Source organism: Citrobacter braakii, assembly GCF_009648935.1.
Classification (GTDB): domain Bacteria; phylum Pseudomonadota; class Gammaproteobacteria; order Enterobacterales; family Enterobacteriaceae; genus Citrobacter; species Citrobacter braakii.
The window spans coordinates 2,904,799-2,930,193 of the sequence record NZ_CP045771.1 but is presented as its reverse complement, the minus strand read 5'-3'; the positions used below and the strand labels follow the sequence as shown (position 1 = coordinate 2,930,193).

Sequence of the window (25,395 nt, the reverse complement as noted above, 5' to 3'; positions counted from 1 at the left end):
TACCTGGTCGTTACACGTGAGGATGGTAGGCAAACAGCGCAGGTGCCCCACCAGTATGAATAAAGAGAATTGGCCCTTCATCCTTGAAGCGTTTCTGGCTGATGCCATCAATCAGACCCGCCATCGCCTTGCCGGTATACACCGGATCCAACAAAATGCCTTCCAGACGCGCCAGCAGTTTTACCGCCTCCATGCCCTCTTCGTTTGGCGTACCGTAGCCCGGCGCATAATAATCGTCCCATAACACGATTTCCGCTGAGGCCGTCAGTTCCAGCTCCCTGGCAATATCCTGCTGCAATGCAACAACTTTGGGCTTTTGATCCGCCACGCTGCGTGAGACGGTCACGCCGATGAGTTCGACGTCTGGCATCAATTGCTCCAGGCCCACGGCCAGTCCGGCATGGGTTCCCGCACTGCCCGAGGCCACCACTACGGAAGAGAGCGAAACGGCCCCTTCACACTGTTGGGCAATTTCCAGCGCACTTTCCACATAGCCCAGCGCACCCAGTGCATTGGAACCCCCAACCGGGATCACATACGGGCGGAACCCTTGCGCTTCAATCCGCGTCGCCAGATCCTGCAGCTGTGCATTAGGGTCGGTAAGCGCATCGCACATTTCAATCTGCGTATTAAACAGGTCCAACAGCAGACGGTTGCCATTGGTGAGATAGTTTTCGGCAGTGGTGCCTATCGGATTTTCCAACAGCGCCACGCAGTGCAGGCCAAGCTTAGCGGCGACCGCCGCCGTCTGACGAACGTGGTTAGACTGAATCGCACCCGCGGTTATCAGCGTATCCGCGCCTTCACGCAGCGCGTCTGCGGCCAGAAACTCCAGCTTACGCAGCTTATTGCCGCCCATAGCCATCGGCGTGACGTCATCGCGTTTAATGAAAATATCACGCCCGAGATAATCTGAGAGGCGCGGAAGATATTCGAGTGGCGTTGGCGCGCCAATAAATTCCAGACGTGGAAAGCGCGTTAAATTATGCAGCGGCATACAGCCTCCGGTATTCGTTGTTGTGATGTTCTTTTATTATGCACGTTCAGGCGCAATGAAATAAAAAAAGGCGCTGTTAAAGGCGCCTTTTTTCATCAGATGACGATTATTTCGTCACATCTGCTCCAAACCATTTTTCAGACAGGGCTTTCAGCGAACCGTCTTTCTGCATTTCAGCAATGGCTGCATCCACCGCTTTCAGCAGATCTTCATTGCCTTTACGCAGCGCCACGCCGGACTCCTGGCGGGAGAATGCTTCACCGGTAACGGCCAGCGTATCCTTGGTTTTTTTCACCAGATCCAGCGCGGCCAGTCGGTCAACCAGGATGGCGTCGATACGACCTACACGCAGATCCTGATATTTGGTCGGGTCATCATCATAGGTACGAATATCCACGCCCTGCACGTTCTGGCGCAGCCACTCTTCATAGTTGGTTCCCAGACCCACGCCGACTTTTTTACCTTTCAGATCGGCAGCAGTCTTAATAACGCCTTCATTGCCTTTCTTCACCAGCGCCTGGATACCAGAGACCGTATACGGGGTAGAGAAATCGTATTTTTTCTTACGATCATCAGAGATAGTCACCTGGTTGATGACCACGTCAATGCGTTTGGAATCAAGAGAAGCCAGCATACCGTCCCATTTGGTCGGCTTCAGCGTGGCTTTCACTCCGAGATGCTTGGCCAGTTCCTCGGCAAACTCCACTTCGAAACCGGTCAGCTTGCCGTCATCGCCCTGAAAACTAAACGGGGGATAGGTCCCTTCCAGGCCCACCAGCAGCGTGCCGCGCTCTTTAACTTTATTTAACAGACCTTCATCTGCATAAGTCTTCACACTCATTCCGGCGACAAGTGCAACAGCCATTACACCCATCAGAGCCTGACGTCCCAGAAGTGCTAATTTCATAGTTACCCCAAATATTGTCATTAGTGACTATCATTTATGACTACAGTGTAAAGCGTTTGCCGTGATCCACAAACACGACTCTGTTACACCTTATTCGTTTTTAATATATATCAGAACTGGCTGTCCAGGAGGATTTCTGCATATGTCCCATATGCGTATGGGCTTTAAACTGCTCATACTTACGCAAGGCGATGCGGTAATTGTTGGTGCTGGTTTCCGGTAGCCACGGGGCAAGGTTTTCGTCGAGAAACCCTTCCTGCAGCAGATCGTGAGAGATATTTTGTTCGGTCAGATGATTCCCGAGGCGACGCAGGCGCACAACGTATTCGCGTACCGTGCCGTGACTCATTTCGGTCTGCTCGAATAAAAATTGCTTGAAGCCGATAATGTCAAAAAAGTCGCTCTGCTCTTTGCAGTGCAAATCACCACAAAAACGACACAGCGCCACCCACTCTTTTTTCTCCTGTTCCCACTCTGCTTCATTCAGCAACGTGTCCAGTCGGGCGATGGCGATTTTATTCACAATTTGCCCGCGGCGAACCAGCGTGATCCTGTCGAGCAACTTAAAGCAATGGGCGCAATGCGTCTGGCTGTGTTTGAAATCTTTGAGGTAGCGGCTTAGAGGCCGTCTTTTTGATTGCTGCACCGTCATGAGAACTCCTGGTAGTCAATTCGTAATGCGGCATTGTTCAGGGGTAATGATGTACCCCTATAGCTTACCCAGCTTGGTGCGTAGACGTTTGATGGCCTGACTGTGCAACTGGCTAACCCGTGACTCCCCCACTTCCAGTACCGCGCCAATCTCTTTCAGATTCAGCTCTTCCTGGTAGTACAGCGTTAACACCAGCTTTTCGCGTTCCGGCAACGCTTCGATCGCGTCCATCACGCGCTGGCGGAGGTTACCCTCAAGTAGCTGCTGTAACGGGTTTTCCTGCTGATGCTCTTCCGTCACCAGCTCAATACTATCGCCATGCTCTTCCCGCCACTCGTCGTAGGAGAAGAGTTGGCTATTATTGGTATCAAGCAACATCTGACGATACTCTTGCACAGGAATAGCCAGACGCTCCGCCACTTCGGTTTCCGTCGCGTTACGCCCTAATTCCTGCTCCAGTTGCCCCATCGCCTGTGCCACTTCGCGAGCATTGCGCCGAACGCTACGCGGCACCCAATCCCGGCTACGTAGTTCGTCCAGCATCGCTCCACGAATACGCTGCACTGCGTAAGTGGTAAATGCCGTTCCTTGCAAAGCGTCATATCGGTCGACTGCATTCAATAACCCGATGCCGCCCGCTTGTAGCAGGTCATCCAGTTCTACGCTCGCCGGCAAACGCACCTGAAGGCGCAATGCTTCGTGACGCACCAACGGTACATAACGCTGCCACAGCGAGTGTTTATCCATTACACCTTCAGCGGTATACAGTGAATTCACGATAAACAGCCCTGCGTTAAATGAGTTATCGGCATGATTATCCGTTTCTGCAGGGGTTTTAATCGGGTGAATAGTGGGTGAAATGAGGGGTTATTTGGGGGTTACGGGTAAAGCTGAATGTAAAAAACCCCGCCAGAGCGGGGTTTGCGCGATAAGTGTAAATTAACGCAGCAGAGACAAAACGTTCTGCGTGGTCTGGTTAGCTTGTGCTAGAACAGAAGTACCCGCCTGTTGCAGGATCTGAGCACGAGACATGTTAGACACTTCGGTCGCGTAGTCAGCATCTTCGATACGGCTACGTGCAGAAGACAGGTTGTTTACTGTGTTGCCCAGGTTAGTGATAGCAGAATCGAAACGGTTCTGCACCGCACCCAGAGAACTACGCAGTTTGTCAACTTTGGCCAGCGCTGAATCCAGTTTTTCCAGTGGATTAGAAGTACTGATAGATTTCAAATCACTTGCGGTCAATTCTTTCGTTTTATCAGTAGCTGCCGCCGTTGGAGCCCCCCCCAAAGCGCCTAAAGTGGTAGCGTATGTTTTATCGCCATCACGAACGATAGTTTTAGCACTTCCATCATTGCCTAATGCAAACTCAACATTTTTGCCATCAGCATCTTTGATTACAGAAGTGTTGCCAGTTGTTTTGTCCACATTGACGGCCAGGTATTTACCATCGGCGGTTTTGGCTGCATAGGTATCCGCAATAGCTTTACCATCTTTGTCCAGTACTTGACGGACTTCAAGGTTTTTCCCGTCCACATATACCGACATTGGAGAATCATTGAATGCCAAAGCTTTACCAACAGTTTTACTGGATACATCGACAGCAACAGCTTTACCTGCATCATTGGCAAATGCAGTAACACGCCCACCAAAGTTCGCTAACTGGACATCAGTATCAACACCATTAACTTTAGCCTGAACTTTTTTGTAGCCAGATCCATCTTGCTCTAACAGAGTATAACTTGCGGTCTTAGCATCAGCAGCTTGTGCTACGAAGTGAGTTTGGCCATCAACTTCAATTTTAAATACTTCAGATGCCCCACCTAGTGCATCTGTAGTATCACCTGTGGTTACCGCAGATTTGAAATAATCAGTAATCCCGCCAGTTGCAGCATCTTTAAAGTCGGCACCAAAACCAGCTCCAGCTACACCATTAACAGAACCATTTGTGGAGTTTACATCAGTAAATTTCGAAGCTGCTTCGCTTTTCAGTGCAACAGATGAGGAAGTCGGAACTTTACCCGGAGCCACGCTGAAGCTATCCAGACCTAAAGTCTTAGCATCAATTTTGTCCAGTTGGATTTCGATGGTTTCGCCATCGTTAGCACCAACCTGGATTTTCATAGTCTGGTCAGCGGCCAGTACTTTCACGCCGTTAAACTGAGTCTGACCGGATACGCGGTCAATTTCGCTCAGACGCTGGGTAATTTCATCCTGAATAGAGTTCAGGTCGGAATCTGAGTTAGTACCGTTAGTTGCCTGAACGGACAGCTCACGGATACGCTGCAGGTTGTTGTTGATTTCAGACAACGCGCCTTCAGTGGTCTGTGCAACGGAGATACCGTCGTTGGCGTTACGGGACGCCTGAGTCAGGCCTTTGATGTTAGAGGTGAAGCGGTTTGCAATCGCCTGACCAGCAGCATCGTCTTTCGCGCTGTTGATACGCAGACCAGAAGACAGACGCTCGATAGCGGAGCTCAGAGAAGACTGAGATTTGTTCAGGTTATTCTGGGTCAACAGCGACAGGCTGTTTGTATTGATGACTTGTGCCATGATCTTTTCCTTATCAATTACAACTTGATGTTATTGGGCTGTTGCCCACGGTTTCTCACCGTAACCCATGTATCGGCACCTTATTTTCGAACTTTAGAAAATTTTTACTTTCCGCCCTCTTTTTTCTTAGCCCCAGAAATACCCGCAATATGCCCCACTATTCTGCGCATTATTTTTGCAAAACTATCATTAAACTTTGCGCGAAGATTGCCGATAACCCGCTTAACTACTGTTTGCAATCAAAAGGAATTAGGCATGGCTTCATTTACTTCTCTGGGCGTCGGTTCAAATCTGCCGCTGGATACATTGCTAACGAATCTGACCATCGCTGAGAAAAAACGCTTAAACCCAATCACACAACAACAGAGCGACAATACATCTCGTCTGACAGCTTATGGCACATTAAAAAGCTCATTGGAAAAATTCCAGACAGCAAATACTGCACTTAATAAAGCCGAATTATTTAGAAGTACTACCGTTACCAGTAGCACTGAAGATCTAAAAGTTTCCACTGAGGCTGGGGCAGCGCCAGGTATATATACCATCAGCGTCACACAACTGGCTCAGGCGCAATCTTTGAGCACTGCTAACGTATCCTCTAGCAAAGATGCGCTGGGTAACGGTTCCGCTAGCCGAACCATAAAGATTGAACAACCTGGCCGTAAAGAACCGCTGGAGATTAAACTCTCGCAAGACAAGACCACACTTGACGATATCAGCAAAGCGATAAACGATACTGATAGTGGTATTTCAGCCAGTATTGTTAAAGTTAATGAAAAAGAGTTCCGTCTTGTACTGACCGCAGCCGAAGGTATGGACAGCAAGATGACCATCTCTGTTGAGGGCGACAGCAAGCTTAACGATATGCTGGCTTACGACAGCGCGACCGGTACAGGAAAAATGACCGAGCTGGTTCAGGCCCAGAACGCCAAGCTCACGATGAATGGTATTGATATTGAGCGTCAGAGCAACAAAGTCACCGATGCACCTCAGGGTGTTACGCTGGAACTAACCAAAAAAGTCACTGACGCACGTGTCACCGTAACGAAAAGTAATGAGAAAGCCACGGAAGCCATTAAAGGCTGGGTGGATGCATATAATTCTCTGCTTGATACCTTTAATACGCTGACCAAATACAAAGCCGTTGATCCTGGTGCAGAAGAACAGGATAAAAGTAATGGTGCACTCCTTGGCGACAGTGTCGTTCGCACCATTCAAACAGGTATCCGTGCACAATTTGCTAATGGTGCGAGTGAAGGCGCATTCAAAACGTTAAATGAAATCGGCATCAAGCAGGACGGCGCAACTGGCAAGCTGAAAATTGATGATGACAAGCTTAAAAAGGCGCTGAACGAAAATACAGCATCCGTACGTGAATTACTGGTCGGCGACGGCAAAGAAACCGGTATTACCACCAAAATTGCCACCGAAGTAAAAAGCTATTTAGCTGATGACGGCATCATTGACAGTGCACAAGACAGCATTAATGCCACGCTGAAAAAACTGACCAAACAGTATCTGTCGGTTAGTGCCAGTATTGAAGATACAGTAGCCCGTTACACGGCACAGTTTACGCAGTTAGACACCATGATGAGCAAGCTCAACAACACCAGTACCTATCTGAGCCAACAATTTACGGCGATGAGCAATTCCTGATAACACGAGGTAAGCATGTATACCGCGAGCGGTACCAAAGCCTATGCACAGGTCAGCATAGAGAGTGGCGTGATGAGCGCCAGTCCACATCAGCTGATTGAAATGTTGTTTGATGGTGCGAACAGCGCCCTGGTGCGCGCTCGCCTGTTTATGCAACAGGGTGATATCGTCGCCAAAGGTGAGGCGTTAAGTAAAGCCATTAATATTATCGACAATGGCCTGAAGGCAGGGCTTGATCAAGAGAATGGCGGCGAAATTGCCACCAATCTGTCTTCACTGTACGACTATATGATTCGCCGTTTACTGCAAGCTAACTTGCGTAATGATTGTCAGGCCATTGAAGAAGTCGAAGGGTTACTCGGCAACATTGCAGATGCCTGGAAACAGATCTCACCGAAAGCATCTTCCCAGGAGTCTCGTTAATGACCTCAGCCGTGGAGTTTATCAACCGTTGGCAGCGCATCGCGCTGCTCAGTCACTCACTGCTGGAACTGGCGCAGCGCGGTGAATGGGACCTTTTACTGGAACAGGAAGTTACCTATCTGCAAAGTATTGAAGTGGTCATGGAAGAGCAAACTCCACCAGGCATTACGCGAAGTATTCAGGATTTAGTGGCCGGGTACATTAAACAGACGCTGGATAACGAACAACTGCTCAAAACATTGTTGCAGCAGCGTCTGGATGAACTCAGCAATCTCATCGGTCAGTCGACGCGCCAAAAGACGCTAAATAACGCTTATGGCCGTCTTTCCGGCATGCTGTTAGTTCCCGACGCCCCCACTGCCCCACAATAATTTCCCGTCTCGTCTGAATAATCTTCCATACTCCAGAGGTCGGCCAAACGACTTCTGGAGCTCGGAAGATGAAAAATCCCACGTTATTGCAGTACTTTCACTGGTATTACCCCGAGGGCGGTCAACTCTGGCCCGAACTTGCCGAACGCGCAGGTGGACTCAATGACATCGGCATCAATATGGTGTGGTTACCTCCCGCTTATAAAGGCGCATCCGGCGGCTATTCCGTTGGCTACGACTCCTACGATCTGTTTGATCTGGGCGAATTCGACCAAAAGGGAACCATCGCTACCAAATATGGCGATAAAAACCAGCTGCTGGCGGCGATAGACGCGCTAAAACACAATGATATTGCCGTACTGCTCGACGTGGTGGTTAACCACAAGATGGGCGCAGATGAAAAAGAGAATATTCGTGTGCAGCGCGTTAACGCCGAGGATCGCACGCAAATAGACGATGAGATCGTCGAATGCGAAGGCTGGACGCGCTACACCTTCCCTGCCCGCGCAGGCCAGTACTCGCAATTCATTTGGGACTTTAAATGCTTCAGCGGTATTGACCATATCGAAAACCCAACCGAAGACGGCATTTTTAAAATCGTGAACGACTACACCGGCGAAGGCTGGAACGATCAGGTTGATGATGAGTTGGGTAATTTTGATTATCTGATGGGCGAAAACATCGATTTTCGCAATCACGCGGTCACCGAAGAGATCAAATACTGGGCGCGTTGGGTGATGGAGCAAACCCAGTGTGACGGCTTTCGTTTAGATGCCGTGAAACATATTCCGGCATGGTTTTATAAAGAGTGGATTGAGCACGTGCAGGAAGTCGCCCCCAAGCCACTGTTTATCGTCGCGGAATACTGGTCGCATGAAGTCGACAAGCTGCAAACCTACATTAATCAGGTGGAGGGGAAAACTATGCTATTCGACGCCCCTTTGCAGATGAAATTCCACGAAGCCTCTCGTCAGGGTCGCGATTACGACATGAGTCAGATTTTCACCGACACTCTGGTGGAAGCCGACCCGTTTCATGCCGTCACGCTGGTGGCCAACCACGACACTCAGCCCTTGCAGGCGCTGGAAGCCCCTGTCGAGCCATGGTTTAAGCCGCTGGCCTATGCGCTGATCCTGCTGCGCGAAAACGGCGTGCCGTCAGTGTTTTATCCTGACCTCTACGGGGCACATTACGAAGATACTGGCGGCGATGGCGAAACCTATCCTATCGACATGCCGATCATTGAACAGCTTGATGAACTGATCCTCGCGCGCCAGCGCTTCGCGCACGGCGTACAGACGCTCTTTTTCGATCACCCTAACTGTATCGCTTTTAGCCGCAGCGGAACGGACGAGGATCCCGGCTGTGTGGTTGTTCTTTCTAACGGCGATGACGGGGAAAAGACCATCAATCTCGGTGCGAATTACGGGAATAAAACCTGGCGCGACTATCTGGGAAATCGCGAAGAAAGCGTGGTCACCGATGAGAACGGTGAAGCGACGTTTTATTGTAACGGCGGTAGCGTCAGCGTGTGGGTGATTGAAGACGTGTTATAAAGCTCAACCCCGGTGGCCGTTGGCTACCGGGGCGTATAGCTTATGGCAATGGCGTTGCCAGCGGCGTTTTCTTTAACGCGTCAGCACATTCCTGCGTCGGGCGGTCGACCCGCTGCAGCGTCATACCATCATATTCCAGCGTATTGCCTTCACGCTCAATCTCATACAGCTCACGTTTCACCGTCACGTTGGTGAGATCGCCAGAGATCATCGTCAGTTTCCCCGGCAGCGCGATCACTCGCTGCCACTGGCGACAATCCAGCGTGTCGCCCTCTTTTGTTACCACCAGGCTGGCAATCGCTTCCGGGCTCACCAGACTGCGTTGCGGACCTTTTGACTGCCAGTATCCTTCCAGACCGGCTGGCGCTGGCGTTTTCACCACGTCGTTATAATTTTCTACTTCGGCGCATCCGGTAAGCGCCAGAAATACAGCAACGATTGCTAATTTTTTCATCATTCATCCTGCATGCGAAGAAAATGGGATTGTGGCATTAAAGGCCTGATGTCGCCAGCCTTTCGGCAGGGTTGAGAAAGATTGATCCAGACGGTGTTACCTCTTATTACTCATAGTCAAAAATTCTGATCGGTGTAGTATCCACACTTCTTGTTACATACCTTCTGAGTTCAGAGGCACAACGCATGTCATGGCAACACTTCAAACAGGCCTGGTTAATTAAATTTTGGGCCCCCGCCCCTGCGGTCATCGCAGCGGGTATTCTCTCTACCTACTATTTCGGCATTACGGGAACCTTCTGGGCCGTTACCGGCGAATTCACTCGCTGGGGTGGTCAAATCCTGCAACTGTTCGGCGTTCACGCCGAAGAATGGGGATACTACAAGCTGATCCATCTCGAAGGCTCACCCCTGACCCGCATTGACGGCATGATGATCCTCGGTATGTTCGGGGGCTGTTTTGCTGCCGCATTGTGGGCAAACAACGTCAAATTACGCATGCCGCGCAGTCGGGTGCGCATTATGCAGGCGATAGTCGGCGGAATGATTGCCGGATTCGGCGCCCGGCTGGCAATGGGCTGTAACCTGGCCGCATTCTTCACCGGTATTCCACAGTTCTCGCTACACGCCTGGTTTTTCGCCCTGGCAACGGCTATTGGCTCATGGTTTGGCGCACGCTTTACCCTGCTGCCGATGTTTCGTATTCCGGTTAAAATGCAGAAAGTCTCCGCTGCTTCTCCGTTAACGCAAAAGCCAGATCAGGCCCGTCGCCGTTTCCGCCTCGGCATGCTGGTGTTTATCGCCATGATCGGCTGGGCGCTACTCACTGCGATGGATAAGCCCAAACTTGGTTTGGCCATGCTGTTCGGCGTCGGGTTCGGGCTGCTGATTGAACGGGCGCAAATCTGCTTCACCTCCGCCTTCCGCGATCTGTGGATTTCCGGTCGCACCCATATGGCGAAAGCGATCATCTTCGGGATGGCGGTCAGCGCCATTGGTATCTTTAGCTACGTGCAACTGGGCGTCGAGCCTAAAATCATGTGGGCAGGTCCGAATGCGGTGATCGGCGGCTTGCTGTTCGGCTTCGGCATTGTTCTGGCGGGCGGGTGTGAAACGGGCTGGATGTACCGCGCCGTTGAAGGCCAGGTGCATTACTGGTGGGTGGGTCTGGGCAACGTTATTGGCTCGACCATTCTGGCCTACTATTGGGATGATTTTGCTCCCGCGCTTGCCACCAATTGGGACAAAGTGAATCTGCTCAACACCTTCGGCCCGCTCGGTGGCCTGCTGGTAACCTATCTGCTGTTATTTACCGCGCTGATGCTCATCATCGGCTGGGAAAAACGCTTCTTCCGTCGCGCTGGGCTGACGCCTGCCAAGGAGTCTGTATGAAAAATATCGTGCCTGATTATCGCCTCGATATGGTCGGCGAGCCGTGTCCGTACCCGGCTGTCGCCACACTGGAAGCGATGCCGCAATTGAAGAAAGGTGAGATTCTGGAAGTGGTGAGCGATTGCCCGCAGTCAATCAACAATATTCCACTGGATGCGCGTAATCACGGCTATACGGTGCTGGATATTCAGCAGGATGGTCCAACGATTCGTTATTTAATTCAGAAGTAATGCGATTCTCCCGTTGCCCGACGCAGCGGGAGAATGTTCGGCTTGCTACACCTGCATCGACATCACTTCCTGATACGCCGACACCAGTTTGTTGCGCACCTGGATCCCCATCTGCATCGATACCGACGCTTTTTGCATATCGGTCATCACATCGTTCAGCGCAATACCCGGTTCACCGAGGGTAAATTTCTCAGCCTGCACACGGGACGCGGTTTGTACATCGCTGATCCTGTCTAACGCCGCATGCAGTTGACCGGCAAAGCTCACGGTCGGTTGTGGCTGCATATCCTGCATTTTTGCTGACATCGCCGTGGTCTGTAGCTGGCTGATGACCCCTTCAATCCCCTGTATTGCCGACATTCTGATCCCCTGGATAATTTTTTACGTAGTTGAGATTACCAGTTAGTCAATAAGATAAAGGCGTTAAATAACGATAAAAAACCACGGTTTTTAACGCATAGAAAAATTCGAAACCGCAAATAATGAGACCGTCAATTTTTCGAGTTTGCTGACCCGGGAGTGAGTCTTGTTCCACTTTGCAAAAAACGCCGTCCACGATAAGCCACGAGGTGCGAGATGAGTGCGACAGCATCGACTGCAACCCAGCTTAAACCTCTCGAGTGGTTAAACCGCCTGCGCGCGAATCCCAGAATTCCTCTGATTGTGGCGGGAGCCGCTGCCGTCGCGATCATCGTGGCGATGGTCCTGTGGGCCAAAGCACCTGACTACCGCACGCTGTTCAGCAATCTTTCCGATCAGGATGGTGGCGCGATCGTCACCCAACTGACGCAGATGAACGTTCCCTACCGTTTTACTGAGGGAAGCGGCGCCATTGAAGTTCCTGCCGATAAAGTCCACGAACTGCGTTTACGCCTGGCGCAGCAAGGTCTGCCCAAAGGCGGCGCGGTGGGTTTTGAACTGCTGGATCAGGAAAAGTTTGGTATCAGCCAGTTTAGCGAGCAGGTCAACTACCAGCGCGCGCTGGAAGGTGAATTAGCCCGTACGATTGAAACGTTGGGACCGGTAAAACGCGCCCGCGTGCATCTGGCTATGCCGAAACCGTCGCTGTTTGTGCGTGAGCAAAAAGCGCCTTCAGCCTCCGTCACCGTCAACCTGGAACCGGGTCGCGCGCTGGATGAAGGTCAGATCAGTGCGGTCACGCATCTGGTTTCCAGCGCTGTTGCAGGCTTGCCGCCGGGCAACGTTACGCTGGTCGACCAGGCGGGTCATCTGTTAACCCAGTCAAATACCAGTAGCCGCGATCTTAACGATGCGCAGCTGAAATACGCCAGCGACGTCGAAGGCCGCGTTCAGCGTCGTATCGAATCAATTCTGTCGCCGATTGTCGGCAACGGTAACGTACATGCGCAGGTCACCGCGCAGCTGGATTTTGCCAACAAAGAGCAAACCGAAGAACAGTACCGTCCAAACGGTGATGAGTCCCAGGCCGTGCTGCGTTCTCGTCAGTTGAACGTCAGTGAGCAGGTCGGTAGCGGAGCACCAGGCGGCGTCCCGGGCGCGTTGTCAAATCAGCCCGCTCCGGCAAATACTGCGCCAATCGCCAACCCACCCGCTAATCAGCAAAACGCGCAAAATACGCAAAACGCACAGACGGCGAATAACAGTAATAATGCCGGCCCGCGCAATACTCAGCGCAATGAAACCAGCAACTATGAAGTTGACCGCACCATTCGCCATACCAAAATGAACGTTGGCGATGTGCAGCGTCTCTCGGTGGCTGTCGTGGTCAACTACAAAACGTTACCAGACGGCAAACCGTTGCCGTTAACCACCGAGCAGATGAAACAGATTGAGGATCTAACCCGCGAAGCGATGGGATTCTCCGACAAGCGTGGCGATACCCTGAACGTGGTGAACTCTCCCTTCACGGCGACCGACGATTCCATTGGCGAGCTACCGTTCTGGAAACAGCCGTTCTTTATTGATCAGTTAATGTCCGCAGGTCGTTGGTTGCTGGTTCTGTTGGTGGCGTGGATCCTGTGGCGGAAAGCCGTTCGTCCGCAGTTGGTCCGTCGCAGTGAAGAAGCGAAAGCCGTACAAGAACAAACGCGTGTCCGTCAGGAAACCGAAGAAGCGGTAGAAGTTCGCCTCAGCAAAGACGAACAAACCCAGCAGCGTCGTACTAATCAGCGTCTGGGAGCAGAAGTCATGAGTCAGCGTATTCGTGAAATGTCAGATAACGATCCGCGCGTCGTGGCGCTGGTCATTCGCCAGTGGATGAGTAACGATCATGAGTAATCTTACCGGTACCGATAAAAGCGTCATCCTGCTGATGACCATTGGCGAAGATCGCGCGGCGGAGGTGTTTAAGCACCTTTCCACGCGCGAAGTTCAGGCGCTCAGTACGGCGATGGCGAATGTACGCCAGATTTCCAACAAGCAGTTGACGGAAGTGCTGGCCGAATTTGAACAAGAAGCCGAACAGTTTGCCGCGCTGAATATCAACGCCAACGAATATCTGCGCTCCGTGCTGGTGAAAGCGCTGGGCGAGGAACGTGCCTCCAGTCTGCTGGAAGATATTCTGGAAACCCGCGATACCAGCAGCGGCATTGAAACGCTTAACTTTATGGAGCCGCAAAGCGCCGCCGACCTTATCCGCGACGAGCATCCGCAGATTATCGCCACCATTTTGGTGCACCTCAAGCGGGGCCAGGCTGCCGATATACTGGCACTGTTCGACGAGCGTTTACGTCACGACGTGATGCTGCGTATCGCCACTTTTGGCGGCGTACAGCCTGCCGCGCTGGCAGAACTGACCGAGGTACTCAACGGCCTGCTCGATGGCCAGAACCTCAAGCGCAGCAAAATGGGCGGCGTGAGAACGGCGGCAGAAATTATCAACCTGATGAAAACCCAGCAGGAAGAAGCGGTTATTACCGCCGTACGCGAATTCGACGGCGAGCTGGCGCAGAAAATTATCGACGAGATGTTCCTGTTCGAGAACCTGGTGGATGTCGACGATCGCAGTATCCAGCGCCTGCTGCAGGAAGTGGATTCCGAATCGTTGCTGATTGCCCTGAAAGGTGCCGAACAGCCGCTGCGCGAGAAGTTCCTGCGCAACATGTCGCAACGTGCTGCCGATATTCTGCGCGACGACCTCGCCAACCGAGGTCCGGTGCGTTTGTCGCAGGTGGAAAACGAACAGAAAGCCATTCTGCTTATTGTGCGTCGTCTGGCGGAAACCGGCGAGATGGTGATAGGCAGCGGCGAGGATACCTATGTCTAACGAACTGCCGTGGAAAGTCTGGACCCCGGACGACCTCGCCCCACCGATGGCGGAGTTCGTACTGGCTGACCACAGCGAAAACCCGCTGTCAGAAGAAACAGAAGAACCAGAGCTTTCCGCAGAGCAACAGCTTGAACAGCAGCTCGCACAGTTGCAACTGCAGGCCCATGAGCAAGGTTATAACGCGGGTCTGGCGGAAGGTCGACAAAAAGGCCACGAACAAGGTTATCAGGAAGGCCTGAGTCAGGGGCTGGAGCAAGGCCAGAACCAGGCGCGCGCTCAGCATGCGCCGATCCACGCCCGCATGCAGCAGCTGGTGAGCGAGTTTCAGAATACGCTGGACGCGCTGGACAGCGTCATTGCCTCGCGTCTGATGCAAATGGCGCTGGAAGCTGCGCGTCAGGTTATTGGTCAGACGCCTATTGTGGATAACGCTGCGCTGATTAAACAAATCCAACAGCTGTTGCAGCAAGAACCGCTGTTTAGCGGTAAACCGCAACTACGCGTACATCCGGACGATCTCCAGCGTGTAGAGGAGATGCTCGGTGCGACCCTCAGCCTGCACGGCTGGCGGCTGCGCGGCGATCCGACGCTGCATCACGGCGGCTGTAAAGTCTCAGCCGATGAAGGCGATCTGGATGCCAGCGTCGCTACGCGCTGGCAAGAACTCTGCCGTCTGGCAGCGCCGGGAGTCGTGTAATGACCACTCGCCTGACTCGCTGGCTCAACACGCTGGACAGCTTCGAAGAGAAAATGTCGCTGCTGCCTGCGGTGCGCCGTTACGGTCGCCTGACCCGCGCCACTGGGCTGGTGCTGGAGGCCACGGGATTACAGTTGCCGCTGGGTGCCACCTGCGTTATTGAACGCCAGGACGGCAACGAAACCCAGGAGGTCGAAAGTGAAGTCGTGGGCTTTAACGGTCAGCGTCTGTTTCTGATGCCCCTCGAAGAGGTTGAAGGCGTTCTGCCCGGCGCGCGCGTTTACGCGAAGAACATTGCCGGAGAAGGTCTGCAAAGCGGGAAGCAATTACCGCTTGGCCCTGCATTGCTGGGTCGTGTGCTTGACGGTAGCGGAAAACCGCTCGACGGTCTGCCCGCCCCGGATACCACCGAAACCGGGGCGCTGATTACGCCGCCGTTTAACCCGCTACAACGCACCGCGATTGAACACGTCCTGGATACCGGCGTACGCCCCATCAACGCGTTGTTAACCGTCGGTCGCGGTCAGCGTATGGGACTTTTCGCGGGCTCCGGTGTCGGTAAAAGCGTTCTGCTCGGCATGATGGCGCGCTATACCCAGGCCGATGTTATCGTCGTAGGTCTGATTGGCGAACGTGGCCGCGAAGTTAAAGATTTTATTGAAAATATCCTCGGTACCGACGGTCGTGCACGCTCGGTGGTGATTGCTGCTCCCGCAGATGTCTCGCCGCTGTTACGTATGCAAGGCGCGGCCTATGCCACGCGTATCGCCGAAGATTTTCGCGATCGTGGACAGCACGTATTGCTGATTATGGATTCCCTCACCCGCTACGCGATGGCACAACGTGAGATCGCGCTGGCGATCGGAGAGCCGCCGGCAACGAAAGGTTATCCCCCCTCAGTATTCGCCAAATTACCGGCGCTGGTCGAACGTGCCGGGAACGGTATTCACGGCGGCGGTTCCGTTACCGCGTTTTACACGGTACTGACCGAAGGTGACGACCAGCAGGACCCCATTGCGGATTCCGCGCGCGCAATTCTGGACGGCCACATTGTACTGTCCCGTCATCTGGCCGAAGCGGGTCACTATCCGGCCATCGATATTGAAGCTTCGATCAGCCGCGCCATGACCGCGCTTATTAGTGAACAACACTATGCGCGGGTACGTAACTTTAAACAGCTGCTATCCAGCTTCCAGCGCAACCGCGATCTGGTCAGCGTGGGGGCGTATGCCAAAGGCAGCGATCCCATGCTGGATAAAGCCATCGCCCTATGGCCACAACTGGAAGCATTCTTACAGCAAGGCATTTTTGAACGGGCGGACTGGGAAGATTCTCTGCACGCGTTAGAACTGATTTTCCCTGGTGTGTGAGTAAGCAGGAGAGCATAGGTCATGGCACAACATGGTGCATTAGCCACACTGAAAGACCTGGCTGAAAAAGAGGTAGATGACGCCGCTGTCTTATTGGGAGAGATGCGTCGTGGCTGTCAGCAGGCGGAAGAGCAGTTGAAAATGCTGATCGATTATCAGCATGAGTATCGCAACAATCTGAACAGTGACATGGGTCAGGGTATTACCAGTAATCGCTGGATCAATTACCAACAATTTATTCAGACGCTGGAAAAAGCGATTGAGCAACACCGCCAACAGCTCAATCAGTGGACGCAGAAAGTAGACCAGGCATTGAACAGTTGGCGCGACAAAAAACAACGTTTACAGGCGTGGCAGACTCTGCAGGACAGACAAACCTCGGCTGCTTTACTGGCCGAAAACCGCCTGGATCAGAAAAAAATGGATGAATTTGCTCAGCGCGCAGCTATGAGGAAACCCGAATGATTACTTTACCCCAACTGATTACCACCGACACCGACGTAGCCGCAGGTCTTCAGTCAGGCAAAGCGGTTGATTCACCCGAGGATTTTTTAGCGCTGCTGGCGGGTGCATTAGGTGCGGACAACGCGCAGGGTAAAGACGCCCCGCTGTCGTTTGCCGACTTACAGGCGGCCGGTAGCAAACTACAAAAAGGGTTATTGCAAAAAAATGGCGATTCAGCACCGTCGCTCAAGTTGACCGAACTACTGGCGCAAAAAGAGATGCACACTGATGCTTCTCTTGTCGACATGACAGACGCTCAGCAACTGTTGTCTGCCCTCACGCCCTCACTAAAAGTTAATGCCCTGACGACTCTGGGCAAAGTCGCTCAGCAGGATGAAAAAAACACCGCACTGAGCGATGAGGATCTCGCCAACCTGAGCGCGTTGTTCGCCATGCTGCCAGGACAACCGCAGACCACGCCTGCCGTCGACAGCGCGCCAGCCCCCGTTGATGCAACGCTTTCGGCGTTGTCACGAGGCTCGGTACACAGCGCTATCGCCGATAATGCTGGCGAATTGCTGCCAGGTGATGCCAAAAAAGGCAAAGCGGATATTGCAACGCCTGCCAGCAGCGTAGATCAGACAAACAATCCGACATTAACCCCGTTGACGGCAGCGGCGACGACCAGAGCGGAAATTGAAAGCTCCCCTTCGCCGACCAGCATTGGCATGACGACGGCGCCGTTAAGTGGCCCGCAGTCCCACGCTCAGCCGTTACCGACCGCCGCACCTGTGCTAAGCGCGCCATTGGGTAGCCAGGAATGGCAGCAATCACTGAGCCAGCACGTCACTCTGTTTACTCGCCAGGGCCAGCAAAGCGCAGAACTGCGTCTGCATCCACAGGATCTGGGCCAGGTGCACATTTCCCTCAAGCTGGATGACAACCTCGCGCAGTTGCAAATGGTATCGCCACACAGTCACGTGCGCGCTGCGCTGGAAGCTGCATTACCGATGCTGCGTACGCAGTTGGCTGAAAGCGGTATCCAGCTTGGACAAAGCAGTATCAGTAGTGAAAGCTTTGCCGGTAATCAGCAGTCTTCCGGGCAGCAACAGCAGGCGGGTCGCGCTCAGGGACAAGACATTTTTGCCGCTGAAGATGACGCCGTACTGGCAGCACCAGCCTCACTGCAAGCCGCAGCACGCGGTGATGGAGCAGTAGACATCTTCGCCTAACGCCAGAGGTAGCATGATTATCCGCGTCTTTTCCACGCTTTGTCGTGGACAGGACACGGGATAATCAGCCCATAAGCTGTACCGAAACAGGAAGCCCGTATCTGATGACTGACTCCGCGATTAACAAAAAAAGTAAACGCGCTATTTGGATCCCTCTGCTGGTATTGATTACCCTCGCCGCCTGCGCAACTGCGGGTTATAGCTACTGGCGCATGCAGCAGCAGCCGTCCGCCAGCGTCAAAGCGGAACCGGCTCCACCGCCAGCCCCGGTATTCTTTGCGCTGGATACCTTTACCGTCAATCTGGGTGATGCGGACCGTGTACTGTATATCGGTATCACGCTGCGCATGAAAGACGAGGCAACGCGTTCACGTCTTAACGAATATCTGCCGGAAGTGCGCAGCCGCTTGCTGCTGCTGTTCTCTCGTCAGAACGCGGCTACGCTCGCCACCGAAGAAGGTAAGCAACAGCTCATTGCCGCCATCAAAGAGACGCTCGCGACTCCGCTCGTTGTTGGGCAACCCAAACAGGTTGTCACCGACGTTCTTTATACAGCTTTTATTCTGCGGTAAAGACATGGGCGACAGTATTCTTTCTCAGGCTGAAATCGACGCATTGCTTAATGGCGATAGCGAAACTAAAGACGAACCCATTTCCGGTATCGCAAAAGAAAGCGATATTCGTCCTTACGATCCCAACACCCAGCGCCGCGTGGTACGTGAGCGTTTACAGGCGCTGGAGATCATTAACGAACGCTTCGCGCGCCAGTTCCGTATGGGATTATTTAACCTGTTGCGCCGTAGCCCGGATATTACCGTGGGTGCGATCCGTATCCAGCCATACCACGAGTTTGCGCGCAACTTACCGGTTCCGACCAACCTGAACTTAATCCACCTGAAGCCGCTGCGCGGTACGGGTCTGGTGGTGTTCTCACCGAGTCTGGTATTTATCGCCGTCGATAACCTGTTCGGCGGTGATGGCCGCTTCCCGACGAAAGTGGAAGGCCGCGAATTTACCCATACCGAACAGCGCGTTATCAACCGCATGCTGAAGCTGGCGCTGGAAAGCTACAGCGACGCGTGGAAGGCCATCAATCCGCTGGAAGTGGAATACGTTCGTTCCGAGATGCAGGTGAAATTTACCAATATCACCACGTCTCCTAACGACATCGTGGTCAATACCCCATTCCACGTTGAAATTGGCAACCTGACCGGTGAATTTAACATCTGTCTGCCATTCAGCATGATTGAACCGTTGCGTGAGCTGCTGGTGAACCCGCCGCTGGAAAACTCGCGTAATGAAGATCAGAACTGGCGCAATAATCTGGTGCGTCAGGTTCAGCATTCTGAGCTGGAGTTGGTGGCAAACTTTGCTGACATTCCGCTGCGGCTATCCCAGATTTTAAAACTGAAACCCGGCGATGTACTGCCGATTGAAAAACCCGACCGCATTATTGCTCATGTGGACGGCGTGCCTGTACTGACCAGCCAGTATGGCACGGTGAACGGTCAGTATGCGTTACGCGTAGAACATCTGATAAACCCGATTTTGAATTCGCTGAATGAGGAACAGCCCAAATGAGTGATATGAATAATCCGTCCGATGAGAACACTGGTGCATTGGACGATCTGTGGGCTGACGCGTTAAACGAGCAAAAAACCACGCCCACCAAAAGTGCGGCCGATGCGGTATTCCAGCAGTTAGGTGGCGGCGACGTCAGCGGTGCCTTGCAGGACATCGACCTGATCATGGACATTCCGGTCAAACTGACCGTCGAATTGGGCCGAACCCGCATGACCATCAAAGAGCTGCTGCGTCTGACGCAGGGTTCGGTCGTCGCGTTGGATGGTCTGGCGGGCGAGCCGCTGGATATCCTGATCAACGGTTACCTGATTGCCCAGGGTGAAGTGGTGGTTGTCGCAGACAAATACGGCGTACGTATCACCGACATTATTACCCCATCTGAACGCATGCGCCGTCTGAGCCGTTAATCATGAATACCCAGGCTACAGTTTCTCAGCCAGCCGCCGTACCCGGCTCACCGCTGGTTCAGGTAAGCGGCGCGCTGCTTGGGATCATCGTATTGATCCTGGCTGCAGCCTGGGTGATTAAGCGTATGGGGTTTGCCCCCAAAAGCGCCGGTACGCGCGGACTGAAAGTTGCGGCAAGTACCTCACTGGGTCCACGTGAGCGCGTGGTGATTGTTGAGGTTGAAGATGCGCGCCTGGTACTGGGCGTCACGGCCTCGCAAATTAACGTGCTGCACACCCTGCCCCCGGCGCCTGCTGATGCAGAAGAAAAACCGGCCTCCCCCGCGGATTTCCAGGCCATGATGAAGAGTTTGCTTAAGCGTCCCGGGAGATCCTGATGCGCCGTTTGTTATCCATCACGCTGGCAGGCTTATGGCTTTTCAGCCCAGTAGCCCTCGCCCAGCTCCCGGGTCTGGTTAGCCAGCCGCTGCCTGGCGGCGGACAAAGCTGGTCTTTACCCGTGCAAACGCTGGTGTTTATCACCTCGCTGACGTTCCTGCCCGCCATTTTATTGATGATGACCAGCTTCACCCGCATCATCATCGTTTTCGGTCTGTTACGAAATGCGCTGGGAACCCCTTCGGCCCCCCCGAACCAGGTGCTACTGGGCCTGGCGCTATTTTTGACCTTTTTCATCATGTCGCCGGTAATCGACAAAATCTACGTCGACGCATATCAGCCGTTCAGCGAAGAGAAAATCTCTATGCAGGAAGCCATGGAGAAAGGCGCACAGCCGCTGCGCGAGTTTATGTTGCGCCAGACCCGTGAAGCCGATCTGGCACTCTTCGCGCGCTTAGCAAACAGCGGTCCCCTACAGGGACCAGAAGCCGTACCGATGCGGATTTTGCTTCCAGCCTATGTCACCAGCGAGCTGAAAACGGCATTCCAGATAGGCTTTACCATTTTTATTCCGTTTCTGATTATCGACCTGGTCATCGCCAGCGTGCTGATGGCGCTCGGGATGATGATGGTCCCCCCGGCCACGATCGCGCTACCGTTCAAGCTGATGCTGTTTGTGTTGGTAGACGGTTGGCAGTTGCTTGTCGGCTCGCTAGCTCAAAGCTTTTACAGTTAGAGGCGCGAAATGACACCTGAATCGGTCATGATGATGGGCACAGAGGCGATGAAAGTCGCCCTGGCCCTTGCCGCGCCTTTGCTGTTGGTCGCCCTCGTCACAGGTCTTATCATCAGTATTTTGCAGGCGGCGACCCAGATAAACGAAATGACGCTGTCCTTCATTCCCAAAATTGTCGCGGTTTTTATTGCCATCATTGTTGCCGGCCCGTGGATGCTTAACCTGCTGCTCGACTACGTGCGTACGCTGTTCAGCAATATCCCCTACATCATCGGGTAGATGACATTATGCTGCAGGTGACCAGCGTTGAGTGGCTCCACTGGCTGAATCTTTACTTCTGGCCTTTGCTGCGCATCCTGGCGCTCATCTCAACGGCTCCAATTCTCAGCGAGCGCGCGATCCCCAAACGGGTAAAACTGGGGCTGGGGTTAATGATAACCGTCGTTATCGCTCCGTCGATTCCCCCGGTAGACGTCCCTATCTTTTCTATCGGGGCGCTATGGCAGGCAATGCAACAAATCCTGATCGGCATCGCTCTGGGCTTCACTATGCAGTTTGCCTTCGCGGCAGTACGTACCGCCGGGGAATTAATTGGTCTGCAAATGGGTCTCTCCTTCGCAACCTTCTTTGATCCCGGCAGCCGTCTGAATATGCCGGTACTGGCGAGACTGATCGACATGCTCGCCATGCTGTTATTCCTGACTTTTAACGGCCATTTGTGGCTTATTTCGCTGTTGGTGGATACATTTCATACCTTGCCAATCGGCGGCAATCCGGTGAACAGCAATGCGTTTCTCGCGCTGGCGCGGGCGGGTAGCCTGATTTTCCTCAACGGGCTAATGTTGGCCCTGCCGATAATGACGCTGCTACTCACCCTAAACCTCGCACTCGGTCTGTTGAATCGCATGGCTCCTCAACTGTCGATTTTCGTTATCGGTTTTCCACTCACCCTTGCCGTGGGTATTTCATTAATGGCGGCCCTGATGCCATTAATTGCGCCATTCTGCGAGCGATTATTCAGCGAAATTTTTAATTTGTTGGCTGATATTGTCAGCGAAATGCCCGGAAAATAATAACCCTTAATTTTTATCCTGTTTTACTAAGGATTGTCCTAAATTTAAAAAGCAACAACATCCACCAGGATATCTCTGTCGCGGTTTATTTATTATTGACTCACTCACATAACGCAACATTTACTTTACTTTAAGATGTTTCCTGGCAAATTATACGCAACTTTACGGGATAGTAATTTCGCCTGAAAAACAGCGAAAGCGTCATCTTGGGTCGTTATTATTCCGTTTAGTTGTGATGAAAATAATCAGGTAAGGGGAATTATCGTTACGCATTGAGTGAGGGTATGCCATGTCAACGATTATTATGGATTTGTGCAGTTACACCCGGCTAGGGTTGACCGGATATCTGGTAAGTCGGGGGGTGAAGAAAAGGGAAATCAACAACATTTCCAACGTTGAGGAGCTCAGTCTCGCCTGTGTCTCTCAACAGCCCGCTGTGGTGTTTATTAATGAGGACTGCTTTATCCACGATCCTGCTAATAGCCAGCAAATAAAGCAAATCATTAATCAGCATCCTGGCACATTATTTATTGTGTTTATGGCAATTGCCAACGTGCATTTTGATGAGTATCTATTAGTCAGAAAAAATTTATTGATTAGTTCTAAGTCGATTAAACCAGATTCACTGGATGAACTCCTTGGCGATATTCTGAAAAAAGAAGTAGATTTTGTCATTGATGTGAATCTGCCGACATTATCATTGAGCCGTACCGAGTCCAGCATGCTACGCATGTGGATGGAGGGTCAGGGCACAATACAGATATCCGACCAAATGAATATCAAAGCCAAGACCGTGTCATCCCATAAGGGGAATATAAAACGAAAGATAAAGACGCATAATAAGCAAGTTATCTATCACGTTGTGAGACTCACCGATAACGTTACCAATGGTATCTTTGTGAATACGCGCTAACACGTTCTGACTGGTGGCGAATCCACCAGTCAGGATTATGCAGCAAAACTCACCTTATTCTACTTTTTCCACGAAGATACCATCCTGATGACCTGACTCATTAAAGAACCAGATACCGAGCGGGTAGTCTTCCAGCGAAACCAGGTACATGGTGCCTTCACTAAACTCTTCGATAGCCAGTACCACGCCCGGTCGACGAGGACCGCCGTCCGTTTTGACTGTGACCCGATCATTCACCTTCATAGTTTTCCTCCTGTGGCTTTGTGCCAGTGTAGAACAATTTCCTTTTTCTGGCAGCGCCCGGCTCGCGCGATTGCGGGTTTTATCGACGGTCTATACTTAAGTTGTGCGTATCTGATGTTTGGATGCGCTCCCCCGGTATCCTTAACGGTTGAGAGGTATGAGGATGAAAACCGCGAAAGAGTACAGCGATACGGCCAAACGTGAAGTCAGCGTCGATGTGGACGCGCTACTGAAGGCAATCAACGAAATCTGCGAGAGTGAAATTCATCGCAGTCAGGATGACCCTGAACGCGTCAGCGTCGACGGACGTGATTACCACACGTGGCATGAACTGGCCGACGCGTTCGAGCTTGATATCCATGATTTTAGCGTGTCGGAGATCAATCGCTGACTGAGGGCGAAAAAAATCCCGGCCCTTATCGGGTCGGGATCAAGCTTGCTTATGCAAGAAGCACTTGAAAATTCGTTACACCAGGAAATCTGATGTGAAACAAACCTTATCTGCAATTTTTTTGCCTGACAAGTAAATAATTCTCACTAAAATGATAAATATAACTAATGATTGAAAGATCACCCGGTTACGCGCACCCCAGGTGTTCAGGCATCCTGGCAGAGCTTTCTTCGCTCGCCCGGCACCAGTTCATCTTCACGGAATGCTTCCCGTTTGACGCCAAAGCCGTCGTACCAGCGACACTCCACCATTCCGCTGGCATACCCGGTAACGATCATGCGTGGGCCACCCTCTTTGGAGGTGACTTCCTCACTGACAGAAAAGACCATACCTGCCTCCTGTATCAAGAGAAACCTTTACACCTTAGACGACAAAGAAGGGTTTTGCGTAATCAACCCTGCGACAATTAGTGCGAAACTCCGCGCACTCTGGCGACGGTTTTCACCAGCAGCACCACTATTGCGCCGATGATAAAACCGAGCACCAGATTCAGCAGGGTCGGAAGCATCAGCGCAATCAATGCACTTTGCTGTTGGGCAAAATGTTCAATCGCATGATGCAGCGGTGTTATTCCGTGCACCACAATTCCGCCGCCAACCAAAAACATCGCCAGCGTGCCGACCACGGAAAGTGTTTTCATAAGCCAGGGAGCAACGACCAGCAATCCTTTACCCAGCGACTGGGCCAGCGTACTGCGCTTTTCAGCCAGCCAGTATCCGATATCATCGAGCTTAACGATAATCCCGACCAGGCCGTAGACCCCCACTGTCACCACTAATGCGATGCCAGATAACACCAACACCTGATTCAACAATGGCGCATCCGCTACGATCCCCAGCGTAATCGCGACAATCTCAGCAGATAAAATAAAGTCGGTACGTATCGCCCCTTTGATTTTGTCTTTCTCAAAGGTGAGCGGATCCTGTGCTGCCAAAGATGTCAGACGCTGCTGACGCTCTTCCGGGGTTTCTTTGTGCTTACGCGCTTCCAGGGTATGGAGAACTTTTTCTACACCTTCAAAACAGAGGAACGCCCCGCCTACCATTAATAAGGGGGTGATCGCCCAGGGAATGAAGGCGCTTATCAATAGCGCCAACGGCACAAGGATAACTTTGTTAACAAACGATCCTTTCGCGACGCTCCAGACCACCGGGAGTTCGCGGTTCGCCCGCACACCCGACACCTGCTGCGCGTTAAGCGACAGATCATCGCCCAGCACACCCGCGGTTTTTTTCGCGGCCAGTTTTCCCATGACAGAGATATCATCCAGCAAAGTGGCGATATCATCGAGTAAGGTCAATAAGCTACTTCCTGCCAAAATTTTTACCCTCAATATTATTTTTTTGCAGTCATAAGTATGAAGTAAAACACGCAATGCTGAAACTGACCTTTCTGGTCAACAAATTTTTAACATCGGCACGTAATTA

At 52.3% G+C, this 25,395-nt stretch carries 31 protein-coding genes; 21 read left to right on the top strand and 10 right to left on the bottom strand.

What is annotated here, in order from left to right:
- Positions 1–10: 10 nt before the first annotated feature.
- The 5 genes from dcyD to GFC06_RS13575 all read right to left on the bottom strand — a co-directional run bounded on the left by dcyD (position 11) and on the right by GFC06_RS13575 (position 5,109).
- On the bottom strand, positions 11–997 hold the full coding sequence (gene dcyD / locus GFC06_RS13595) for a D-cysteine desulfhydrase (RefSeq protein WP_151222570.1): 987 nt from the start codon (positions 995–997) through the stop codon (positions 11–13).
- 106 nt (positions 998–1,103) lie between these two features.
- A complete protein-coding gene (gene tcyJ / locus GFC06_RS13590; protein ID WP_016156835.1) occupies positions 1,104–1,904 on the bottom strand; it encodes a cystine ABC transporter substrate-binding protein in 801 nt (266 codons plus the stop codon).
- A gap of 100 nt (positions 1,905–2,004) precedes the next feature.
- On the bottom strand, positions 2,005–2,556 hold the full coding sequence (gene fliZ / locus GFC06_RS13585) for a flagella biosynthesis regulatory protein FliZ (protein WP_016153478.1): 552 nt from the start codon (positions 2,554–2,556) through the stop codon (positions 2,005–2,007).
- A 57-nt stretch (positions 2,557–2,613) separates the two neighbouring features.
- On the bottom strand, positions 2,614–3,333 hold the full coding sequence (gene fliA, locus GFC06_RS13580) for an RNA polymerase sigma factor FliA (protein ID WP_016153479.1): 720 nt from the start codon (positions 3,331–3,333) through the stop codon (positions 2,614–2,616).
- 162 nt (positions 3,334–3,495) lie between these two features.
- On the bottom strand, positions 3,496–5,109 hold the full coding sequence (locus GFC06_RS13575; RefSeq protein WP_047502082.1) for a flagellin N-terminal helical domain-containing protein: 1,614 nt from the start codon (positions 5,107–5,109) through the stop codon (positions 3,496–3,498).
- Positions 5,110–5,364: 255 nt separating this feature from the next.
- On the opposite strand from GFC06_RS13575, the gene fliD reads away from it, so the two are divergent.
- The 4 genes from fliD (at position 5,365) to amyA (ending at position 9,115) form a co-directional block, all read left to right on the top strand.
- Complete coding sequence (fliD, locus tag GFC06_RS13570; protein WP_047502080.1) at positions 5,365–6,765, top strand: flagellar filament capping protein FliD; 1,401 nt, start codon at positions 5,365–5,367, stop codon at positions 6,763–6,765.
- Between the two features lie 15 nt (positions 6,766–6,780).
- The gene (gene fliS, locus GFC06_RS13565) at positions 6,781–7,188 is read left to right on the top strand and encodes a flagellar export chaperone FliS (RefSeq protein WP_047502078.1); all 408 of its coding nucleotides are present in this window, start codon (positions 6,781–6,783) and stop codon (positions 7,186–7,188) included.
- Entirely contained in the window at positions 7,188–7,559 is a 372-nt protein-coding gene (gene fliT / locus GFC06_RS13560; RefSeq protein WP_003030458.1) for a flagella biosynthesis regulatory protein FliT, read from the top strand. The genes fliS and fliT overlap by 1 nt, the downstream gene beginning before the upstream one ends.
- Before the next feature lie 68 nt (positions 7,560–7,627).
- Complete coding sequence (gene amyA, locus GFC06_RS13555; protein ID WP_016156839.1) at positions 7,628–9,115, top strand: alpha-amylase; 1,488 nt, start codon at positions 7,628–7,630, stop codon at positions 9,113–9,115.
- A 40-nt stretch (positions 9,116–9,155) separates the two neighbouring features.
- On the opposite strand, the gene yedD is transcribed toward amyA, so the two are convergent.
- Positions 9,156–9,569, bottom strand: a complete 414-nt coding sequence (gene yedD / locus GFC06_RS13550; protein ID WP_016153484.1) for a lipoprotein YedD — start codon at positions 9,567–9,569, stop codon at positions 9,156–9,158.
- A 164-nt stretch (positions 9,570–9,733) separates the two neighbouring features.
- Here yedD and yedE point away from each other — a divergent pair, with 164 nt between their 5' ends.
- Together yedE and yedF are read left to right on the top strand one after the other, a co-directional pair.
- On the top strand, positions 9,734–10,960 hold the full coding sequence (gene yedE, locus GFC06_RS13545) for a selenium metabolism membrane protein YedE/FdhT (RefSeq protein WP_225622987.1): 1,227 nt from the start codon (positions 9,734–9,736) through the stop codon (positions 10,958–10,960).
- The gene (gene yedF / locus GFC06_RS13540) at positions 10,957–11,190 is read left to right on the top strand and encodes a sulfurtransferase-like selenium metabolism protein YedF (protein ID WP_000790504.1); all 234 of its coding nucleotides are present in this window, start codon (positions 10,957–10,959) and stop codon (positions 11,188–11,190) included. Before yedE ends, yedF begins: the two co-directional genes overlap by 4 nt.
- 45 nt (positions 11,191–11,235) lie before the next feature.
- Here the strand turns inward: yedF and fliE are convergent, their stop codons facing one another.
- Positions 11,236–11,550 (bottom strand): flagellar hook-basal body complex protein FliE, encoded by a 315-nt coding sequence (gene fliE, locus GFC06_RS13535; RefSeq protein WP_016153486.1) that lies wholly within the window; start codon positions 11,548–11,550, stop codon positions 11,236–11,238.
- Positions 11,551–11,766: 216 nt separating this feature from the next.
- Between fliE and fliF the strand changes: the two genes are divergently transcribed.
- From fliF to rcsA, 14 genes are all read left to right on the top strand, one after another.
- Positions 11,767–13,449: a flagellar basal-body MS-ring/collar protein FliF gene (gene fliF, locus GFC06_RS13530; RefSeq protein ID WP_153690261.1), complete on the top strand. Its 1,683-nt coding sequence runs from the start codon at positions 11,767–11,769 to the stop codon at positions 13,447–13,449.
- Positions 13,442–14,437, top strand: a complete 996-nt coding sequence (fliG, locus tag GFC06_RS13525) for a flagellar motor switch protein FliG (protein WP_153690260.1) — start codon at positions 13,442–13,444, stop codon at positions 14,435–14,437. The genes fliF and fliG overlap by 8 nt, the downstream gene beginning before the upstream one ends.
- Complete coding sequence (gene fliH, locus GFC06_RS13520; RefSeq protein ID WP_016156842.1) at positions 14,430–15,137, top strand: flagellar assembly protein FliH; 708 nt, start codon at positions 14,430–14,432, stop codon at positions 15,135–15,137. Before fliG ends, fliH begins: the two co-directional genes overlap by 8 nt.
- Positions 15,137–16,507: a flagellar protein export ATPase FliI gene (fliI, locus tag GFC06_RS13515; RefSeq protein WP_016153490.1), complete on the top strand. Its 1,371-nt coding sequence runs from the start codon at positions 15,137–15,139 to the stop codon at positions 16,505–16,507. Before fliH ends, fliI begins: the two co-directional genes overlap by 1 nt.
- A gap of 21 nt (positions 16,508–16,528) precedes the next feature.
- Complete coding sequence (gene fliJ, locus GFC06_RS13510; protein ID WP_016153491.1) at positions 16,529–16,972, top strand: flagellar export protein FliJ; 444 nt, start codon at positions 16,529–16,531, stop codon at positions 16,970–16,972.
- Positions 16,969–18,183, top strand: coding sequence for a flagellar hook length control protein FliK (fliK, locus tag GFC06_RS13505; protein ID WP_016153492.1), 1,215 nt, complete (start codon positions 16,969–16,971; stop codon positions 18,181–18,183). The genes fliJ and fliK overlap by 4 nt, the downstream gene beginning before the upstream one ends.
- A 104-nt stretch (positions 18,184–18,287) precedes the next feature.
- The gene (gene fliL / locus GFC06_RS13500; RefSeq protein ID WP_016153493.1) at positions 18,288–18,755 is read left to right on the top strand and encodes a flagellar basal body-associated protein FliL; all 468 of its coding nucleotides are present in this window, start codon (positions 18,288–18,290) and stop codon (positions 18,753–18,755) included.
- 4 nt (positions 18,756–18,759) lie between these two features.
- Positions 18,760–19,764 carry a flagellar motor switch protein FliM gene (fliM, locus tag GFC06_RS13495; RefSeq protein ID WP_003030434.1) on the top strand — a complete coding sequence of 335 codons (1,005 nt, stop codon included), beginning with the start codon at positions 18,760–18,762 and terminating at the stop codon, positions 19,762–19,764.
- Complete coding sequence (fliN, locus tag GFC06_RS13490; RefSeq protein ID WP_003030433.1) at positions 19,761–20,174, top strand: flagellar motor switch protein FliN; 414 nt, start codon at positions 19,761–19,763, stop codon at positions 20,172–20,174. Before fliM ends, fliN begins: the two co-directional genes overlap by 4 nt.
- Positions 20,174–20,551 (top strand): flagellar biosynthetic protein FliO, encoded by a 378-nt coding sequence (gene fliO / locus GFC06_RS13485; RefSeq protein ID WP_029139581.1) that lies wholly within the window; start codon positions 20,174–20,176, stop codon positions 20,549–20,551. Before fliN ends, fliO begins: the two co-directional genes overlap by 1 nt.
- Entirely contained in the window at positions 20,551–21,288 is a 738-nt protein-coding gene (gene fliP / locus GFC06_RS13480) for a flagellar type III secretion system pore protein FliP (protein WP_006684053.1), read from the top strand. Before fliO ends, fliP begins: the two co-directional genes overlap by 1 nt.
- A gap of 9 nt (positions 21,289–21,297) precedes the next feature.
- Positions 21,298–21,567, top strand: coding sequence for a flagellar biosynthesis protein FliQ (gene fliQ, locus GFC06_RS13475; protein ID WP_003030425.1), 270 nt, complete (start codon positions 21,298–21,300; stop codon positions 21,565–21,567).
- 8 nt (positions 21,568–21,575) lie between these two features.
- On the top strand, positions 21,576–22,361 hold the full coding sequence (gene fliR / locus GFC06_RS13470; RefSeq protein ID WP_019077076.1) for a flagellar biosynthetic protein FliR: 786 nt from the start codon (positions 21,576–21,578) through the stop codon (positions 22,359–22,361).
- Between the two features lie 289 nt (positions 22,362–22,650).
- A complete protein-coding gene (gene rcsA / locus GFC06_RS13465) occupies positions 22,651–23,274 on the top strand; it encodes a transcriptional regulator RcsA (RefSeq protein ID WP_016153497.1) in 624 nt (207 codons plus the stop codon).
- Between the two features lie 54 nt (positions 23,275–23,328).
- Here the strand turns inward: rcsA and dsrB are convergent, their stop codons facing one another.
- Entirely contained in the window at positions 23,329–23,517 is a 189-nt protein-coding gene (gene dsrB / locus GFC06_RS13460) for a protein DsrB (protein WP_003030419.1), read from the bottom strand.
- Positions 23,518–23,680: 163 nt separating this feature from the next.
- Here dsrB and yodD point away from each other — a divergent pair, with 163 nt between their 5' ends.
- The gene (gene yodD, locus GFC06_RS13455) at positions 23,681–23,908 is read left to right on the top strand and encodes a YodD family peroxide/acid resistance protein (protein ID WP_003030417.1); all 228 of its coding nucleotides are present in this window, start codon (positions 23,681–23,683) and stop codon (positions 23,906–23,908) included.
- 206 nt (positions 23,909–24,114) lie between these two features.
- Here yodD and GFC06_RS13450 read toward each other — a convergent pair whose 3' ends face one another.
- Entirely contained in the window at positions 24,115–24,297 is a 183-nt protein-coding gene (locus GFC06_RS13450; RefSeq protein WP_016153498.1) for a YodC family protein, read from the bottom strand.
- A 77-nt stretch (positions 24,298–24,374) separates the two neighbouring features.
- Positions 24,375–25,286, bottom strand: a complete 912-nt coding sequence (locus GFC06_RS13445) for a DUF808 domain-containing protein (protein ID WP_029139582.1) — start codon at positions 25,284–25,286, stop codon at positions 24,375–24,377.
- Positions 25,287–25,395 lie beyond the last annotated feature (109 nt).